This window comes from Scopulibacillus cellulosilyticus, from assembly GCF_042665295.1.
GTDB lineage: Bacteria > Bacillota > Bacilli > Bacillales > Sporolactobacillaceae > Scopulibacillus_A > Scopulibacillus_A cellulosilyticus.
The window spans coordinates 12873-30863 of the sequence record NZ_JBHTCO010000007.1 but is presented as its reverse complement, the minus strand read 5'-3'; the positions used below and the strand labels follow the sequence as shown (position 1 = coordinate 30863).

17 protein-coding genes and 1 pseudogene are annotated in these 17991 nt (G+C 41.0%); 1 reads left to right on the top strand and 17 read right to left on the bottom strand.

From position 1 onward, the window contains the following. Nucleotides 1-559: 559 nt before the first annotated feature. The 6 genes from rbsK to ACFQRG_RS08305 all read right to left on the bottom strand — a co-directional run bounded on the left by rbsK (nucleotide 560) and on the right by ACFQRG_RS08305 (nucleotide 5317). Nucleotides 560-1447 (bottom strand): ribokinase, encoded by an 888-nt coding sequence (rbsK, locus tag ACFQRG_RS08330; protein ID WP_380965423.1) that lies wholly within the window; start codon nucleotides 1445-1447, stop codon nucleotides 560-562. 498 nt (nucleotides 1448-1945) lie between these two features. After that, nucleotides 1946-2380: a 3-hydroxyacyl-ACP dehydratase FabZ gene (gene fabZ, locus ACFQRG_RS08325; protein WP_380965422.1), complete on the bottom strand. Its 435-nt coding sequence runs from the start codon at nucleotides 2378-2380 to the stop codon at nucleotides 1946-1948. Between the two features lie 106 nt (nucleotides 2381-2486). After that, nucleotides 2487-3320, bottom strand: a complete 834-nt coding sequence (locus ACFQRG_RS08320; protein ID WP_380965421.1) for a flagellar hook-basal body protein — start codon at nucleotides 3318-3320, stop codon at nucleotides 2487-2489. Nucleotides 3321-3427: 107 nt separating this feature from the next. Next, nucleotides 3428-3727, bottom strand: a complete 300-nt coding sequence (locus ACFQRG_RS08315) for a contact-dependent growth inhibition system immunity protein (protein WP_380965420.1) — start codon at nucleotides 3725-3727, stop codon at nucleotides 3428-3430. An 11-nt stretch (nucleotides 3728-3738) separates the two neighbouring features. Next, entirely contained in the window at nucleotides 3739-4974 is a 1236-nt protein-coding gene (locus ACFQRG_RS08310) for an RNase A-like domain-containing protein (protein WP_380965419.1), read from the bottom strand. Then, nucleotides 4961-5317, bottom strand: coding sequence for a hypothetical protein (locus tag ACFQRG_RS08305; RefSeq protein ID WP_380965418.1), 357 nt, complete (start codon nucleotides 5315-5317; stop codon nucleotides 4961-4963). Before ACFQRG_RS08305 ends, ACFQRG_RS08310 begins: the two co-directional genes overlap by 14 nt. Before the next feature lie 210 nt (nucleotides 5318-5527). Between ACFQRG_RS08305 and ACFQRG_RS08300 the strand changes: the two genes are divergently transcribed. Then, nucleotides 5528-6655, top strand: a complete 1128-nt coding sequence (locus ACFQRG_RS08300; protein ID WP_380965417.1) for a 5-methyltetrahydropteroyltriglutamate--homocysteine S-methyltransferase — start codon at nucleotides 5528-5530, stop codon at nucleotides 6653-6655. A gap of 282 nt (nucleotides 6656-6937) precedes the next feature. On the opposite strand, the pseudogene ACFQRG_RS08295 reads toward ACFQRG_RS08300, so the two are convergent. The 11 genes and pseudogenes from ACFQRG_RS08295 to ACFQRG_RS08245 form a co-directional block, all read right to left on the bottom strand. Then, nucleotides 6938-7360 (bottom strand): annotated as a pseudogene (locus ACFQRG_RS08295) (VOC family protein). Nucleotides 7361-7530: 170 nt separating this feature from the next. After that, entirely contained in the window at nucleotides 7531-8007 is a 477-nt protein-coding gene (locus tag ACFQRG_RS08290) for a DinB family protein (RefSeq protein ID WP_380965416.1), read from the bottom strand. Nucleotides 8008-8234: 227 nt separating this feature from the next. After that, nucleotides 8235-9044 carry a flagellar hook-basal body protein gene (locus ACFQRG_RS08285; protein WP_380965415.1) on the bottom strand — a complete coding sequence of 270 codons (810 nt, stop codon included), beginning with the start codon at nucleotides 9042-9044 and terminating at the stop codon, nucleotides 8235-8237. A gap of 262 nt (nucleotides 9045-9306) precedes the next feature. Then, nucleotides 9307-10311: a rod shape-determining protein gene (gene mreB / locus ACFQRG_RS08280; protein ID WP_380965414.1), complete on the bottom strand. Its 1005-nt coding sequence runs from the start codon at nucleotides 10309-10311 to the stop codon at nucleotides 9307-9309. 191 nt (nucleotides 10312-10502) lie between these two features. Then, on the bottom strand, nucleotides 10503-10775 hold the full coding sequence (gene spoIIID, locus ACFQRG_RS08275; protein ID WP_380965413.1) for a sporulation transcriptional regulator SpoIIID: 273 nt from the start codon (nucleotides 10773-10775) through the stop codon (nucleotides 10503-10505). Nucleotides 10776-11114: 339 nt separating this feature from the next. Beyond that, complete coding sequence (locus tag ACFQRG_RS08270; RefSeq protein ID WP_380965412.1) at nucleotides 11115-11645, bottom strand: chromate transporter; 531 nt, start codon at nucleotides 11643-11645, stop codon at nucleotides 11115-11117. Next, nucleotides 11642-12217, bottom strand: a complete 576-nt coding sequence (locus ACFQRG_RS08265; protein WP_380965410.1) for a chromate transporter — start codon at nucleotides 12215-12217, stop codon at nucleotides 11642-11644. The genes ACFQRG_RS08270 and ACFQRG_RS08265 overlap by 4 nt, the downstream gene beginning before the upstream one ends. Before the next feature lie 257 nt (nucleotides 12218-12474). Continuing rightward, on the bottom strand, nucleotides 12475-14088 hold the full coding sequence (locus ACFQRG_RS08260; protein WP_380965409.1) for a gamma-glutamyltransferase family protein: 1614 nt from the start codon (nucleotides 14086-14088) through the stop codon (nucleotides 12475-12477). Nucleotides 14089-14568: 480 nt separating this feature from the next. Continuing rightward, nucleotides 14569-15333 carry a (S)-ureidoglycine aminohydrolase gene (allE, locus tag ACFQRG_RS08255; protein ID WP_380965407.1) on the bottom strand — a complete coding sequence of 255 codons (765 nt, stop codon included), beginning with the start codon at nucleotides 15331-15333 and terminating at the stop codon, nucleotides 14569-14571. A gap of 71 nt (nucleotides 15334-15404) precedes the next feature. Beyond that, complete coding sequence (allD, locus tag ACFQRG_RS08250; protein ID WP_380965405.1) at nucleotides 15405-16454, bottom strand: ureidoglycolate dehydrogenase; 1050 nt, start codon at nucleotides 16452-16454, stop codon at nucleotides 15405-15407. 128 nt (nucleotides 16455-16582) lie between these two features. Further along, on the bottom strand, nucleotides 16583-17938 hold the full coding sequence (locus ACFQRG_RS08245) for a uracil/xanthine transporter (protein WP_380965404.1): 1356 nt from the start codon (nucleotides 17936-17938) through the stop codon (nucleotides 16583-16585). Between the last annotated feature and the right edge of the window lie 53 nt (nucleotides 17939-17991).

Here is a 17991-nt window from a genome sequence, read left to right as displayed (position 1 = left end):
GGAGTTTTACGGATGGTTGCACCGGGATAAAGTGATGGGCTTTTTGATTACAATCTTTTCTCCTGTCCAAAAATAATTGTTTAAAAAAGACTGGAAAACTGAAAAGACAAAAAATAGGAACATCCCCGCTGAAGTTTTGAACAACCTTACATTTTTTAATTGGCTCAATGTTCTTTTCCATTATATATATTTTTACATTATTCGTCTAACCCCTTTTTAATATGTTATTTGCGGGGATTAAATAACATGATGGACAAAGTTTTAAATAAATACATAAATTTTGTCCTTCATATTGTCGATGAAGGACAAGTTTACAATCATTGATCTTAATTTTGGCTTTCATGCGGCTAGTGAAGGACATTTTCCTTAGTATTATTGAAAAAAGTGTCTTTCATCACTTATGATAAGGTTTATTTTCTCCCCAGCTATATAAGCCGAAACAACCTATCATTAAAATATGTTTAATTTAACCACTTTTTTGTTGACCAAAATTCTTACTCCTCATATGTCTGTGAGCAAAATAAAAAGAACCTATTCAAGAAAAATAGGCTCCTTCTCATTATGATTGATTTAACAGTTTGTTAACCTCTTCGTCAGTCGGCATCCCGGACTGCGCGCCTAACTTAGTCACGGCAAGCGCTCCGACAGCATTGGCGTAGCGGCATGATGCTTTCAGTGATTCGCCTTTGGCGAGCTGGACGGCTAATGCACCATTAAAGGAATCGCCCGCTCCGGTTGTATCAATAACGTCCACTTTGTAGCCGGGAACATGAACTTCTTCTCCATTTTCAAAAAAGACTGTCCCTTCGCCGCCCTTTGTGACGACGAGTTTTTTCTTAAGAGCTTCCGGGTCTCCGGAATAATCTTTCATCAGCTGCTCGTATTCGTGTTCGTTAGGCGTTATGACGTCGGCATAATCGATCAATTCGTCAGGCAGCTGTTGAATCGGCGCCGGGTTAAGGATAACTTTAACACCGTGATGATGAGCGACTTCAGCCGCTTTAATAACGGTCGGCATTGGAATTTCAAGTTGCAGCAGCACAGCGTCGCTTGCAGCAATTGTCTCTTCGTATTCCTGTATTGAAGCTTCAGTGATTGCATAGTTGGCGCCTGGGACGACGATGATACTGTTGTCTCCTTCTGCCAATGTGATAGCGGCAATGCCTGTTTCTTTATCTGACAGTGTTTTGATTTTATTTGTATTGATGCCTTCTTTTTTTAAGTTGTCTGTTAGTTCGCGGCCAAATACATCATCGCCGACACAGCCAATCATCGTAACCGAACCGCCGAGACGTGCAGCAGAGACGGCTTGATTTGCACCCTTTCCGCCGGGTATCATCGAAAATCTGTCGCCAAGAATCGTTTCTCCCGCTTCCGGCCTTCTGTCCGATTCAGTCACTAAATCCATATTGATGCTTCCGATAACAGTAATTTTCGGTTGTGGCATAACTTAATCTCCTTTAAAGCGTGCTTTTTTTATACTATCAGAAAGTATATCTTAGCAACAAAGCTGCAACATGAAAAACTTCTTTGCTGCTTTGCGACGAGAAGAGATAGACTTCTCTTAATATGCAACGGCGCAGGAGCACCCCGACGCAGCTGCCAAGATAAGGTTGATAGTATCAGCGCAACAAAGCGAGTCTGCGAACGGAGTGAGTTAGTGAGACTTGTGCTCTGGAGTACTAGGCAGTTGCCTGCGCCTTTCAGGCTTGGCACCAGCCAAGTTTTCTTTATCTTTTACTATTAACCAATAATTTCTTCAAATTTTTTTCTTAATTTTTGTTTCATTTATTTTAGTTCCGGGTATAAAAAAATATAACCATTGATTGACCAACTTAGATACCCTTTTCTTTTAATTCTTCCTAAAATATTGAAACCAACCACTTTATTTTGTGGTTGGTCTTTTTTTGGGATTGTTACTTATAGTCATAATGGGGAGTGAGGTTTACTCTTTTTTATCTCCAAGGGCAAACATCATTTCTGTTTCGCAGGCGATCTCTCCGTTAACTGTCGCGATGCCTTTGCCTTTACCCATTGTGCCGCGAACACGGGTCATTTCCACTTCAAGCTTCAATTGGTCACCCGGCCTGACTTGACGTTTGAAACGGCATTTATCAATACCCGCAAAGAAAGCGAGGCGGCCGCGGTTTTCCTCTTTCTTAAGCATAGCTACCGCGCCAACCTGGGCCAACGCTTCAACGATCAAAACACCCGGCATTACTGGGTAGTCAGGAAAATGCCCATTGAAAAACGATTCATTGCCAGACACATTTTTCAAACCGACAGCCTTCTTGCCTTCCTCGACCTCAAGGATCTGGTCAATGAGTAAAAACGGATAACGGTGGGGGATAATATCTTTGATTTCGTCAATATTTAACATACTTTCTCTACCTTTCGAATTGATTTTTAATATTATGTAATACAGTGCAAAGCAACTACCTGAAAATGTCCTTGAAGCTTTGCGACAAGATCTTATATGTATTAGTTTACCTTAAGCTATTTACCAATCCCATCATTTGATCAGAAATAGATATCGCTCTCGCGTTCATTTGATAGGACCGTTCCAAGTTAACGAGGTCAGTCATTTCTTTTGATAGATCAACATTCGAAGCTTCAAGCGTCCCCTGCTTGATATCAGCACCGGCTTGTCCAACCGGATTGACCACATCATTTAAAGTATATCCTAATCCGTTCAATGGCGGCAAAGCATATAAACTTTCGCCTTTGGCTTGTAAAAGCTGAGGGTGTTTGATATCAACAACCCCAATGGTCCCCGCCTGGAACCGTCCGCCGTTAGCATGCGACCCATATATAGCGCCGTTTTTAGCAATTTTAATGTTGCGGATATCCGCCGGTACGCGAATCGGCTGATCGTTAGGCCCAAGCACATCATTGCCGTCAGAAGTTACAAGCTTCATTTGATTATTCTGGCCAGGCTGCAAATAAAATGCGCCGTTACGCGTATACATGACGGTTTGCCCGCCTTGGTTATTCTTGACGCCGATTTTGAAGAATTGCTCAGGTTTTTCCAGCGCTAAATCAAGGGCACGTCCTGTTTGCTTCATTGCGCCTTGTGTCATATTCAAATCGACGTTCCCAAGCTTGGCACCTGAACCAACACGAATACCACCAGGCGTTAAGCGGCCGTTACGGTCTTGGCCTGAAAGGTTATTGATCTGCTGGACGAGCAAGTCAGTAAATTCAGCGTCCTGTGATTTATAACCTGTCGTACTGGCATTAGCCATATTATTGGATATTAAATCTATTTTATTCTGTAATTGACCCATAGTTACTGCGGAAGTCATGAGTGACCGATCCATGGCTTTGCCTCCTAAGTGATACAATATATTGTTGTCAGCTTTGCGTTTTCTTTTAAGAAGGAACCACAATCAAAAAGTGGTTCCTCTAAAACACGAATGCTCTTTAACTATTTTTCACATAAAGCTCCATTAATTTTATTTACTACACTTTTTAACCATTCCAGAGGGGTTAATCCAATGGCTGGGAAATATATTTCCGTATTCGCTTCAATAAATTCTTCTTTTTCCTTATTGCTTAGATTGTCATTTAAAAAGTCTGTTAAAAAGTCTAATGTAAATTGAAGAGCTTCATTATTACATTCAGAAATATACTCCTCTAACGCTTCTTCAGGTGATTCGATATCTTGGTGAAAGTTTGCACCTAGAAAGTTTTCGGTTTCATAAAGAAAATTATTTTCTTCAATCATCTCTAATCTCCTTACTTGATTGGATATCCTGTTAACACAAATTTATCATTATCTAACTTTTTTAATACAATAATTGCATTTGTTGCATCTTCAAGAATTTTACCATCTCTTTTTACTGTTCTGCCAATAACACTCTTACCATAATATTTTAATATAAGTTTTGGAGTCTTAGAGTAGTTTATCCAGTTTTCTATAAGCTTTTTATTTTTTTCATTATTTAAAGTTTCGCTTACTACCTTTTCAGCAATAGATCGATTTGTAAAAGATGAAGATCCTTTTATTCTAGGATTATTTTTTAAACGGTTTAATAGTTCTTTATCTGTTTTCCCTACATGTCTTTCTAGTAAATGTCCCCCTTTTGATTCATGAGCCGCTAGTCCGCCTCCCGGAGATAGAGGACTTGATTCACCAACTTCACACTTTTTCTTTTCTCCAATACTTTTATTTCCAATCCAATGATTTTCTTGACTCGTCCTTTTATTAGATAAAATATTCCCCATATTATTTTCTTTATTCCTTAAAGAAAATAATTGCTTTAAGTCTTTTGCAGTACCAAACTCAATAAACTTATGTTCTGTCGAAGTAATCACTAAACCCTTCGGAAACAACGGCATATTTTTAATAGACTCGGCAGCATCTTTAAATCTATTTGTCAGTGCTAATGGAGCATTTTTCACAACATTGTACGAGCTCTTAAACATATTCCCGACAACTCTTGGATGTGCCGCATTAACCATGCCTTTAAAGCCTTTAATCGTTTGATCGCTGACTTTTAATGCTTTTGAACCTTTTATAACGACCTTAGCCCCTACTCCAACAACCTTTGCGGGAGTGAAATTAAGGGCTGTCCATCCAAGTGCTTTCATGTGATCCCAAGCACTCAGTTTTTCACCGGTTACCGGGTCATACTCAGAGTAAGTTCGAACAAGGTCATTAACGCCGACAACTTCTTTTAGAAAACCGCCGAATTTTCCTAAAGATCCCTCATCAGCGTTCCTGAATTTGGCTTCTGTTCTTTTAACTATGCCTTGAGCATCGTCCATTTGGCTTTGAAAGTGTTCTATTTTTTGTACTAGACTGTGATAGAGGGAACCGCTATAGGTACTGTTTATCCCCGGGTGTGTCATCTCAACAGCGCTGTAATTCCATTTTAATGTTCTTAAGACATGATCGCACTCATCTTTCAGTTGTCCAAGTTCGGAAGCCAAAGACTCTAATTTATCGGGATCAACTTTAATGTGACTCATGGGCTTTCTCCCGCTTTTCAATGTCATGAGCTTTTTGGCGCAGCCTTCTTGCCTCTTGGTGGAGCTGGTCGATGAGTTCTTGTCCTAAGTTTTGTGCCGTAAACTGACTTATAGATGATTCATTCATGATACTGTTATAAGAATGTTTACTTTTGCTTTCCCAATCTTGTGCAAGAGAAGGTAACCGGGAATCCTTACGATGAGCTGTACTGCAAAATGATTCCATAGCCTCCTGCACTTTTCCAATATACCATTCAACAACCTCTGCTTGAGCCAGCAGCTTTTCTTTTTCAATAAAGTCAAACAAACGATCACCGCCTGCAGCTAAAATTATCCATAACAATTATACTATTATTTTCCGCCTAGAATGAATGAGGCTATTGGACTACGATAAGTTCTTCATTTATAAACGCTGATTTTTGAATCAGAGGTGATTGGAAATTTCACAATATAAATGCTAGGCAGACATTTAGCTGTAAATTTGCTATTGTATAATAGTAGATAGATATTTCAAACTTTTATTGAAAGATGAAAAGAGAGGTGCTTAAGTCGGATGAATATAGATACAGCGAAAACAAATGCTGCTCCATTTCGCGCGGATCATGTAGGCAGCCTTCTTCGTCCACAGGTTTTAAAGGATGCAAGAGAACAATATCAGCAAGGCAAAATTTCTAAACAGGAACTGCGTTCAATTGAAGATAGAGAAATCGTAAAGGCTGTTGAGAAGCAAAAAGAAGTCGGCCTTAGCGCAGTGACAGATGGTGAATTCCGCAGAAAATGGTGGCACTTAGATTTTATTAAAGATTTAGAAGGGATTCGCGTTTATGAATTTGATGCATCCGGGTTATTCCAAGGCGCCATGAAAAAGGCAACGGCCTATACGGTTGATTCTAAATTAAAGTTCCCTGAAGGCCACCCGTTTTTAGAGGATTTTAAATATCTAAAAAGCGTCGCTGGAGAACATCTTGCCAAATTTACGATTCCTGGACCTAATATGATTTTTTATTCGGGCATAGTCAATAGCCAACAATATTGGGACAACCCGCCATATGCATCACTTGATGAGGCTGCACAAGATATCGTCAAAGTCTATCAGGATGCCATTCAAGCCTTTTATGATGCCGGTTGCCGTTATTTACAACTAGATGATACGAGTTGGGGCGCGTTATTCAGTGATGATTTTAGAGAAAAAATCAAAACAAAAGGGTTTGACCCTGACGAATTGATCAAAAAATTCGCAGATATAACCATTGAAGCTGTTGCCAATAAACCGGAAGACATGGCCGTTACCCTTCATATTTGCCGGGGAAACTTCAAATCTTCTTGGTTGTATCAAGGCGGATACGAGCCTATAGCGGAGGAATTGTTTTCCCGTGTTAATGTCGATGCTTTCTTCTTAGAGTTTGACAGCGAAAATGCAGGAGATTTTACACCATTACGGTTCATAAAGGATCAAAAGGTTGTTTTAGGATTGATTACTTCCAAGACTGCTGAACTAGAAGACAAAGAAGAGATTAAAAAGCGTGTAGCTGAAGCGGAAAAATATGTGAATATCGAACAGCTTTGTTTAAGCCCGCAATGCGGATTCGCGTCTACTGAAGAGGGAAATACAATTACTGATCAAGATCAATGGAAGAAGCTAGGGCTTGTTGTTGACATTGCAAATGAAATTTGGGATTAGTTGCAGATTTTTCTTAATCTTTTAATTGATTTGCTATACATTAAGGTTAATTATCTAACATTATTATTAAAAATAGTAAGGCTAATGTTAAAAGACTGTAAAATAACGATTCACATTAATCCAGACAGTCTCACGAATAATATTAATAACATCGCCAAAATAAACTTTTCTATCATCTCTCTCAATGATTATCAGCTAGAAAAGTTCCTTTCATGATGTAAGGGACCTGGTACTTATAATATCAGGTCTCCTTTTTTTATGAGAAATGGCTACAAATTTGAATTAATCCTCGATCTCCCACTGCGGATTCCAAACGACTTCCCACAAATGACCATCTGGATCTTGGAAATGGCCAGAGTATCCGCCCCAAAAAGTGTCGTGCGCCGGATCAGTGATTATAGCTCCGGCCTATTTTGCCTGTTCCATTACCATATCAACCTCTTCTTTACCGCTCACATTGTGTCCAATAGTAAATTCGGTAGAACTTGATGCGGCTAGAGGAACCTTTGCCTCATGAGCGATATCTTTGCGATTCCAAATGGCAAGTTTTAAGCCGGCTTGCAGGTCGAAAAAGGCTACGGCACCATGCTCAAATTCTTTGCCAATGATACCTTCAGTCGGAAGACCCAATCCGTCACGGTAAAATTCTAACGACCTTGCCAAATCATCTACACCTAACGTCAAGACTGTCATCCGCGGTTTCATAGAATGATAGTGCCTCCTCATAATTTATTAACCTTGTCCAGTTAATAATACTTACCAAAGTTTACATTTAATAACCCTCCAATGCTGGAGGGTTATTTATATTAAAATTCGATCAAACCATAAAGGTGAATCATCATCGATTTAAAGTAGTATGGAAAATTGTTTATTCCCTAGGCTTTTTGGTATTGCAGTACTTTCAAAAAGTTTGAAATGGTAGTGAAGTGCATTGTTTCATGGACGGTCGCAAAGTTAAATACCTCTCCAAATGTTTCGAATTTCAGCGGTCCCAGTTCAAGAGGCGGATCCATTTGTTTATCGAATGCGCTGGAAGGTATATCGGAAAAATCAGAAAGCTGTCTAGATAAGATTTGAATAAGTTCTTCTTTGGTCGGAGGTATGTCATTCCAATCGGATGGTTTGGTTCCCGGTTTAAATAATCGTGCGTAGCTTTCCGGAAGATTTGATTCAACCGGTAAACCTAATGAAACAAAATAATCATTTGAAGCGGCAATATGACCGACATTCCATCTAATCGTATTGTTGAATTGATCGGGTTGAACGTCAAACAACTCCTCAGGAATCGATTGAACCTGCTGAATAACCATTTGGCGAACATATTTAGCCGTACTTAACAATGCATTTGACATTAACAGAATCCCCTCCATTTATCTTTCCGGAAAATTTAAACAACTTACTAAGCAATTATATCCGGCTTCTAAGAATATATCAACCACTATTATGATCAGTTTTTATTATGCGGGAATTATTGGGGCTTGAGGGTAAATTAAAGGGTTAATTTTTGCCTTACTTTATTAAATTAGCCGCCACAACTGGCGGCTGATTCATTCTTCAATGGTAAGATTCATTGTTAGATCTAACCTAATCTTCCAACCTCGTTAACAGCCTTGTCCATACTGCGGTCATAGGCCTGCAGCACTTTTTGATTGGCTTCAAACGAGCGGTATGTTGACATTAAGTCTGTCATTTCTTGTTCAATAGGGACATTTGAACGTTCGAGAGCGCCTTGCTTTAACTTAAATTGAATATTTGGATTGTTATTAGCTGATGGCAGCGCTTTGCCATTTTCTGTTCGGAACAGGGACGCCCCCTCTTTAACGAGACGGTTAGGGTCAGCCGCATAGGATACGCCTAATTGTGCAACTGGGCGGCTGTTAATAAGGATGCGCCCATCGTCCAACATTTGAAAGTTGTCAGTTGCAAGCTTAATTCTTTTTCCATTAGGATCAAGGGCGTATGCACCGTCATCTGTGACGAGATAGCCTTGTCCATTAAGTGAAAAATGACCGTTACGTGTATATTTGACGCTGTTGGATGTTTCAACAGGGAAGAATAATGCGCCTTTACGTCCGGTATAAGGATTGACAGGAACGTTAGACCCAACGAATGCAATATCTGTTTTTTTATCAGTTTCTTTAATCGGCCCTTGAGCAAAGTTTGGTATCGCTTCTTGCATGTAGACACCCGTTGATAATGCACCGACCTGATTGCCGGCGGATGGGTCACCGCCAAGACGGCTCAACAGCATATTAGGAAAACTTTTTAGTGACGCTTGGTCCGTTTTATAACCGGGCGTATTGGCATTCGCGATATTGTTCGTGATCATTTGCTGGCGGCGGTTTTGGGCGATCATTCCGGCAGCCGCAGTATAAAATCCCCTAAGCATGGCGATTCCCCCTTTTTTAAAGAAAGCCTGGCCGGTACCAAGCCTATTGGTAAAGGCAACTGAAAATATGCTGTCGCTTGAAAAATGTCTTAGCAACTTTGCGACGAGCTTTGGTTACATTCTTTGATTGGCATTGCTTATGTATATAAAATTGGTCTCTCCAACGAATCTGCATCATCGTTGCCAATTGATCATTGTAGTGGAAAAAGATAAGATGACCATTAAAGTCAATCTTATCTTTTATCCTGATTTATATAAGTTTCTAGCCCAGCCTGCGGCGTTTTGACAGTTTGTCTAAGTGCTCAAGCATGAGACCTGTACCTTTAGCAACGCAGGACATCGGCTCTTCCGCAACAACAACAGGAACTTTTAATTCATCTGCCATCAACTGATCTATGCCATGCAACAGGGCACCGCCGCCTGTTAAGATAACACCGCGGTCAATGATGTCCGCAGCAAGCTCAGGCGGTGTTCTTTCCAAAACGCCTCTAGCCGCTCGAGTAATGTTTGAAATCGGCTCTTCCAGCGCTTTTTGGATTTCATCTGTTTGTACCGTTAGCGATTTCGGCAAGCCGTAAATCATGTCTCTTCCGCGAATCGTGATTTCTTCATTTCGGGAGCCTGGGTAGACGGTGGCAATACTTTTCTTTATTTCCTCAGCTGTTCTTTCGCCTATTAACAGCTTGTACGTTTTTTTAATATAATTAAGGATTTCATGGTCAAAATTATCTCCGGCAATTTTGATGGACGTGGCGGTGACGATATCACCCATGGACAATACAGCAATATCAGTTGTACCACCGCCAATGTCAATAACCATGTTGCCGCTTGGTTGAAAAATGTCCATCCCTGCGCCGACAGCGGCGACTTTCGGTTCTTCTTCCAAGAAGATTTGTTTGCCGCCGCTTTTTTCGGCTGCTTCTCGTATCGCCTTTTGCTCAACGGATGTAATATTCGTTGGTGTACAAATAAGAATTCTTGGTTTGGACAGATATCCTTTGACGTTAATTTTATCAAGAAAATGGCTGAGCATCATTTCCGTAATATCAAAATCCGCAATGACGCCTTCACGAAGCGGCCTGATTGCAACAATGTTGCCGGGTGTACGCCCTACCATTTGCCTAGCCTCTTCACCAACAGCTAAAGCCCTTTTTGTATTAGTATCTATAGCTACGACCGAGGGTTCATTAAGGACAATTCCTTGTCCTTTTACATAAATTAGAACATTAGCCGTTCCAAGGTCTATTCCTATATCCCTAGAAAACATGCATTATCCTCCCTGTTTCAAACTTCAACATGATTCGTGTTTTTTCGATTTTAACCATCTCTATATTTTAACATAGAAATTTTCAAACAGGGAGTGTTTTCTTTAAAAATATGGAATTTATTACAGCTGAAATAACCATCTTTTTGTGATGAATTTCGAATGATTTAGGGCCGGTATTTCCTGATTTCTTATTAAATTTTCACACCATCTTGTTCGGTATCTTTGCGATACTTGAGACGCGTGGCTTCCCCGCCGCGAAGATGCCGTATGGACTTATGATAATCGAGAACATCCTTGACTTCATTTGCGAGTTCCGGGTTAATTAACGGCAACCTTTCAGTTAAATCTTTATGCACGGTGCTTTTCGAGACACCGAACTCCTTTGCGATCACTCGCACTGTCTTTTTTGTCTCCACGATATGCTTGCCAATCTTGATTGTTCGCTCTTTGATGTAATCGTGCACACCACTCGCCTCCCAAAAATAATAAGACATGCGAAATGAGACATTGAGTGACGGTGTCAAGGCACACGCTGGACCAATCCAATGGCGGCCCTACCCCATCATGCTCACCTCAAACCCCTCTTTGTGGTTTTGTAACATTTTATTAAAGCGCTATAGGTTATATGCCTAAAAGTCAAGGAGGACAAGGGTTTTTGCGGAGTTTTTTAAATTTATCGATATTTTCTCGTGATGTCATTGAAGATTTTATGTGGTTAATGTAAAAAATGTGACGTGAAAAATGACGTCAAATCACAATCATAAATATAAAAAAGGAGCCGTCATAAGCTCCTTTGTTTCCTATTACGCCAAGAAAATTGCACCATACCCTAACGCTGCTACAATCACAAAGGCGGGGTGAATTTTCATTTTTTCCAATAATAAATAGCCAATAACAACTAAGGCAAGCGACTGGAGCCATCCAGTTTGATGATAGGACGTTGCAAAAAAGTCATATGCCATAACGCCCAGCAGCACAGCAATCGTCGGCCTGATCAGCAGCGTCAACTGCTTGACCTTCGGAGAATCTTTGTACTTATAAAGCAATTTAAATAAAATCAGCATAAGAATAATTGATGGCGCAACCGTTGCTGTAATACCTATAAGAGCGCCAAGGACGCCGGCGACGTCATAACCGATATAACCGGCCATTTTTGTTGAAATCGCCCCCGGAAGCGAGTTGCCAAGGGCAAGCACTTTACTAAATTCTCCGACATTTAACCAATGAAACCGGCTGACAACTTCATTTTCAATAAGGGGAATGGTCGCGGGACCGCCGCCGTAGCCAATGATGTTGGCTATAAAAAAGGCCCAGAAAATTTTAAGATATATCAACCGGTACCCCTCCCCTTTTCTTTCTCTTCAGACGATTTCCTGGACGGTTTGATAAGGACATAGAGGATGAGTGCGACAATGATAATCGCCGGGTGAATATGAATGAATTGCATAAGTACGAGGCTTACAGCCGCTAAAATAATACTTGCCAGCCAGCCTAAGCCGTCTTTTGCTTTTTGGAAAAACTGCAATGTCAGTGTCAGCAGCATAACGCCGACAATCGGAATAACGGCCTTTGTCATGCCTTGCACCCATGGTTTGTTCTGAAATGTTGATAAAAAAGCCAGAAGAACGATCATAAGAAAAGCCGTCGGTATAACCGAGGCGATAATTGCAGCGATCATTCCCGGCCATTTGGCAACGCGCCATCCGACATAACCGCACATTTTAGTTAAAATCGGCCCGGGCAATGTATTCGCTAAGGCGAGAATATCCCCAAATTCATCGTCATCCATCCATTTATATTTTTCAACAACTTCCTTTTGAACCAAAGGTATAGATGAAGGTCCCCCTCCAAAACCAAGCATCCCGACCCGAAAAGAAGCGAGTGAAAGATTGACTACCTCTCCCATTTAATCAAATCCCTTTTAAAAGCTCTAATTTTATACATATTGGAAATATTCAATCCAATATTATAATTATCTTACGGAAAATGTCCCTTCGTCAAACTTAATTAAGTTACAATAGAAAATAATTGCTGGAAGGATCTTTTTTCATGCGACCAGCCATTGGAATGCAGGCTTTCTCCTTTTATGTGCGACTTTTCCGCTTTTATGTGCGACTTTTCACTCAAAAAACCCTTTTCAAAGGGTTTTTTGAGTATCGGTTATTACCACGCAGCTACATTGCCGTCTGTTCGTGATTCTGAACCGCCTGTTAGTACGCCGGTTTCCGGGTTTCTCCAGATTATTTGTCCTTTTCCAAAGGTGTTCGGTTCCAGGGCATATTGAATATTGTGTCCTTTTGCCGCTAATGCCTGGGCAATATGATGGGGAAATGTCGATTCAATCTTGACGGTCTTTCCTTCCATCCATTGCCATCGCGGTGCATCCAATGCCGCTTGCGGATGTAGGTTGAAGTCTATTGTGTTCATTATCATTTGCAAATGTCCTTGTGGCTGCATAAATCCTCCCATGACGCCGAACGGACCAATCGGGGTGCCATCTTTAGTTAAAAACCCCGGGATAATCGTGTTATACGGTTTCTTCCCTGGAGCAAGGCAATTATCATGTCTGGGATCGAGGGAGAAATTACATCCCCTGTTTTGCAACGCTATTCCGGTACCTGGAATAACAACGCCGGAGCCAAACCGCATATAATTGCTTTGGATAAAGGAAACCATGTTTCCCTCGCCATCGGCGGTTGCTAAGTAAACGGTGCCGCCTTTAGGGGGCTGACCGTGTACCGGATCCAATGCTTTATCATTAATCAGTTTTCTTCTTTCTTCGGCATAGGATTCGGATAAAAGCGATTGGACTGTATGTTTCATATGCTTTTGCTCAGCAATATACTTCTTACCATCAGCGAAAGCAAGTTTAATAGCTTCAATTTGTTTATGGTAAGTGTCTATGCTTTCTTTTTCGGTAAATTCATAGCCTTTAAGAATATTAAGAGCCATTAATGCGACGATGCCTTGTGCGTTAGGGGGAATTTCCCAGACATCATAGCCGCGGTAGTTGACTGAAACCGGATCCACCCATTCCGGATGATAATCGGCTAAGTCTTCCGGGCGTAAAAATCCGTGATGTTTCTCTATAAAGTCACATATCGTCTTGGCAAGTTCTCCTCTATAAAAAGCTTCGCCGTCAGTTTCGGCAATCGCTCTTAATGTTTCGGCATGACCGGGAGAGGACCACATTTCACCTGCTTCTGGCGGATGGCCATTTACGGTAAACGTATCAAACCACGGCTTAGCCAGATCGTGATCTAAATTCTTTTTAAATTTATCGTATGATATTTTCCAGAATCGCGCGGTGACGGGGGAAACAGGAAAGCCGTCTTCAGCATAGCCGATAGCTGGCTGCAGGACATCTTTCAATGGCAACCGCCCAAATCGTCTTGAACATTCCCCCCAAGCAGCCGGCGCGCCCGGCACCGTTATCGGTTCAACGCCAAATAAAGGCATTTTATCAAATCCGCGTTTTTTTAACGCCTCAATAGATATAGATTGAGGGGCTGGTCCGCTGCCATTTAAACCATGCAGTTTGCCGTCCATCCAAATTAACGCGAAAGCATCTCCGCCTATGCCATTAAACGTTGGTTCGACTACAGTTAAGCATGCCGCAGCGGCAATAGCTGCATCAACAGCGTTCCCGCCTTTTTTTAAAATGCCGAGCCCCGCCTGCGCTGCAAGTGTTTGCGAGGTTGCAACCATACCCTTATGGCCAAAAACTGGCATTCTCTTCGACGTATACGGCTGGTAATCCGGATCAAAGTGTAACATAGCGCTGCATCTCCTTTATAGGATCTATTGGGACCAAAAGAATAAAGTGAAACTTCCATTAGTGGGAGTTTTGTTCATCCCACTAATGGTTAGTTGAACAAATCGGGGTGTTAGCGAAGCCACTGCTTGAATAACCCCCTTGTAATTTGCGACGAGCTTTGCTATAACTTCTTTGAAATATCATCGCGCAGGAGCACCTCCGTTAACTCCCGCCTAAACTTCAGCGTTTAAACTCAAGTTTTTTAGGCGGGAGTTTTACGGACGATTGCTCCGGGATAAATATACCGTGGAAAAGTGACATATATTAACGTTTTCAAAAGGCTAACGTATTTCAAAAGTTCTGATAATATTGATTATAAATTTAGAAGATAAAAAAAACAATTGCTTTTGGATAAGCAATTGTCCCATAGTTTTATAATATTCTATGTTTGTATAAATCCATTTAAAGATTAATTCCTTAAGATCACTGCTGGCCCTTATCTACAATACTGCATCGCGGTTGCAGTCTTTGGAGTATACATAAGACAATTTTTCCCTGCCGACAGCATAGCAAGCTTGCAGACAATACGGACCCATATAAATATAATCACCTTTTTTCACTGGAATCCACTTGTTGTCCAAATTGTACATCCCTTCACCCGACAATAGGTAAGCGCCGTGTTCTTGCACATGAGTTTCAATAAATGGATGGCATGCGGCAGGATCAAAAGTCAAAATATGAAAATTCATATCGAAACCTAAATCATCAGTCGGCAAAAGGTCTTTTAGATTAACATTTTCCATATCGTCATAGATTTGTCCTTCTATGTCATTCGTGTTGCCTGATACAATATACGGCTTGTGCCCTTCAAGCGGACGATATTTTTGTTTATAAAGGAAACATCTTGAATCGCCGTCCGCTAAGTTTTCCAAATACATTTTTTCACCTGGCGGGCAATATAAATAGCCGCCTTCTGTAAGATTAAAAGATTCACTATCTGTTGAAGCCTTTATTTGGCCTTCCAAGCAATACACAAAGGTTTCTACGCCTTCATAGCCGAATCCTTGAGTATTCATTCCGCCTTTATGCATGGTCACGATATAATCGACGAAGCTTGCTCCTAATTTAGGGGAACCTAAAATAGTTATATCACAATTTTCAAAGCCAGGAATGACATTTTTGACTAAGCCTTCCGGTGTAATCAGTGCAAATTTTCCATGTTGGATAATTGAACGGTTTGACAGCAAATCTTGCGGATAGCCCATAAACTATCTCTCCTTTTTATTGTTTTTTTATCTTATACTTTCATACAATATTGTCCGGCCTTATGATCCCTCTATACTGCAAAAGGATCTTTTTGGTCGTAGGCATTATTGTGAATAGTATCTGAAATAAGGTATTCATAGACGTCATCAACGATTTCAATGCCGTTCTCTTGATACTCCTTCTCTCTTTCAGCACTTCGTTGGCCCGGATAAGAAACTTTATCAAATCCCGGTGCCGGCTTGATATTATTTAAGTCCTCCATTGTTTGGGAGATACCACTCATAAATCCGCTTAAACCCGTAAAGAATGCCGGGTTGATGACTATGTGAAGCTGGCCCAGATTTCGGTATTCCGAAAGATCGTGATACATCGAAGAAACTTTGCTGCCAAAGGGCAATCCCAGGAGAATCCCTGATAAAATGTCAACCATCATCATGAGCCCGTATCCTTTAGGTCCGGCAATTGGCAGCAGCGCTTTAACATCGAATGGGTCTGTTGTCGGTTCTCCATTTTCATCAACAGCCCAAGTATCCGGTATCTTTTCATTCTTCGATCTGGCATGAAGGATTTTTCCCCAAGCCTGTACAGTTGTTGCCATATCAAATTGTATGAATTTATCATCGTTGCCTGGCGCAGCGAAAGCAATCGGGTTTGTGCCATAGTAAGGTTCAGCACCGCCATATGGAACAACCATCGGATCCGATTGACAGACTGAGATGCCGACAAGTTTCTCACTTGCTGCTTGTTGAACAAAATAAGAAAGCGCTCCGCTATGACTGATTCTTCTGACACCAACCGCTGCAATGCCATTTTCTTTGGCTATTTTAATGGCTTCATCCATTGCTAACTTTGCCGCTACATGACCCGCTCCGTTATCTCCGTCGAATGTAGCCGTACATGGTCCTGTTTTCTCAAATTTAAAGTTAGGCTTTGTATTTATTCCGCCCTTTGCAATCCGTTCGGCGTAATATTCCACCCTCATCGCGCCATGGGAATGAATACCCCTTGCATCAGCATGGACGAGAACATCCGCCACCATTTCCGCATGCCTTTCAATCAGACCGGCTTTATGCAGCTTGGTCTTCATGATTTCTTTTAGCTCCTCTTTCTGTATTCGCAAACTTAACACTCCTTACTCGTAAATTCCATCTCTTGACTGAATATCATAATTGCAACTCTGTACGCCAATGCTTATCCTTAACGTAGACGTGAGACAACCTATTCTAAAGAACTGCTATCCATTAATATTTAATTGGCTTTTGAATCCTTCTTCATATAAACTTCCGCTGATTGCTGTTTTTCTTTTGATAAGCCATAATGATCCCATGAAAAAAAGTTTTCTAATATAAGTGCGAGCAAAATTCCAACGAGCAGTCCATTGCTTATTATCGGCCGAATCATATTCGGAAGCGTATCAAATGTTGAAGCGGGTAATGTCATGATAATGATGCCTACAAATATTGGAATGGCTGACCGATAGACATTAACAGTGTTAAGCCTCACCTGCTTAAAAAATTGAAATGATGAATTCAACAGTTGTAAATAGGAAACAAATAGTACGGCGCTTCCTACGCTTAAAGGCAGTAACGAGAAAAAATGTCCAATTGGCGGAATAACCCCCATAATGACAAACATCAATCCGCCAATAATGAGCGGCATTCTTTTTAAGATTTGCGTTTGATTTAAAAACCCGATTGACGACACATAAGGTGCGAAAGGAACGAGGCCAAAAAAGCCTGAGATACCAACAAAAAGTCCGGAAATAGACAATGACAATCGATATTGTTTCTTGGTTGTTTTTGTTTGGTACATGTCTTCTGTCCCTTTTAATGCCCCAAACGTATTTGCTAAATTAAGCAGACCGGTAATAACAGCCGTAATAATAATCCCTATATTCCAGGCCGGTTTGCCAAGCGGGAAAAAATGAATGTGAAACGCTGCTTCTCCCGATGAGCTCTTGGAATGAAAAATGATGGTATAAAGGATCCACCCGACGATAATGCCGATCAAAAGCGCATAACGCGCGATATAGCCAGGCGCCTTGACACTTATCACCATAACAATGATGGCAATAACAATTGACAACAGCGTCACCGGTAAATTCATCGCAGCCTTGCCGGCATGATTTCCAAAAGGAAGTCCGAACATCCCTTTTAAAAAAATACGAATTAAATTCGCTCCAAAAAGAAACATGAAAACACCCATGACAGCGGGATTAAAGAATTTAGACAAGTACTGCCCGGTTCCAGTTAACCCAATGATGATTGTCAACATACCGGAAATTATAATCCCAACCGCTAAGCTGCCGCCTAATGTTTCAAGGGAAATGCCTTGTGCTGCAGCTGTTGAACAAAGGGTTAAAATCACACCCCACCAAAGACCTGACTGACCTTCCATTATTGCTCGTCTGTGGCCGATCACAGCTTGCAGCATACAGGCAATCCCGACAGTAATAAACGAAAATTGCAGAAGGAAAATGATTTTTCCTTGCGACAGGTGAAATGCTGCGCCAATGGTAATCGGTATAACCACCGTATTGGCAAAAATAAAGAAAAGCCATTGTAATCCTGATATCCAGTTGCTTGCTTTCAATAACTCCTTCATACGATCACCGCCCTCTATAACTTTACTCAAGTAAAATATAGCAAAAGAATCTG

Coding starts and splice junctions, on each gene's coding strand:
- ACFQRG_RS08320 (WP_380965421.1), bottom strand. CDS start 3,320: ATGGATCGGTCACTCATGACTTCCGCAGTAACTATGGGTCAATTACAG.
- mreB (WP_380965414.1), bottom strand. CDS start 10,311: ATGTTTTCTAGGGATATAGGAATAGACCTTGGAACGGCTAATGTTCTA.
- ACFQRG_RS08260 (WP_380965409.1), bottom strand. CDS start 14,088: ATGTTACACTTTGATCCGGATTACCAGCCGTATACGTCGAAGAGAATG.
- fabZ (WP_380965422.1), bottom strand. CDS start 2,380: ATGTTAAATATTGACGAAATCAAAGATATTATCCCCCACCGTTATCCG.
- ACFQRG_RS08245 (WP_380965404.1), bottom strand. CDS start 17,938: ATGAAGGAGTTATTGAAAGCAAGCAACTGGATATCAGGATTACAATGG.
- ACFQRG_RS08315 (WP_380965420.1), bottom strand. CDS start 3,727: ATGATTGAAGAAAATAATTTTCTTTATGAAACCGAAAACTTTCTAGGT.
- ACFQRG_RS08290 (WP_380965416.1), bottom strand. CDS start 8,007: ATGTCAAATGCATTGTTAAGTACGGCTAAATATGTTCGCCAAATGGTT.
- ACFQRG_RS08265 (WP_380965410.1), bottom strand. CDS start 12,217: ATGGGAGAGGTAGTCAATCTTTCACTCGCTTCTTTTCGGGTCGGGATG.
- allE (WP_380965407.1), bottom strand. CDS start 15,333: ATGGGCTATCCGCAAGATTTGCTGTCAAACCGTTCAATTATCCAACAT.
- ACFQRG_RS08285 (WP_380965415.1), bottom strand. CDS start 9,044: ATGCTTAGGGGATTTTATACTGCGGCTGCCGGAATGATCGCCCAAAAC.
- rbsK (WP_380965423.1), bottom strand. CDS start 1,447: ATGCCACAACCGAAAATTACTGTTATCGGAAGCATCAATATGGATTTA.
- ACFQRG_RS08310 (WP_380965419.1), bottom strand. CDS start 4,974: ATGAGTCACATTAAAGTTGATCCCGATAAATTAGAGTCTTTGGCTTCC.
- ACFQRG_RS08300 (WP_380965417.1), top strand. CDS start 5,528: ATGAATATAGATACAGCGAAAACAAATGCTGCTCCATTTCGCGCGGAT.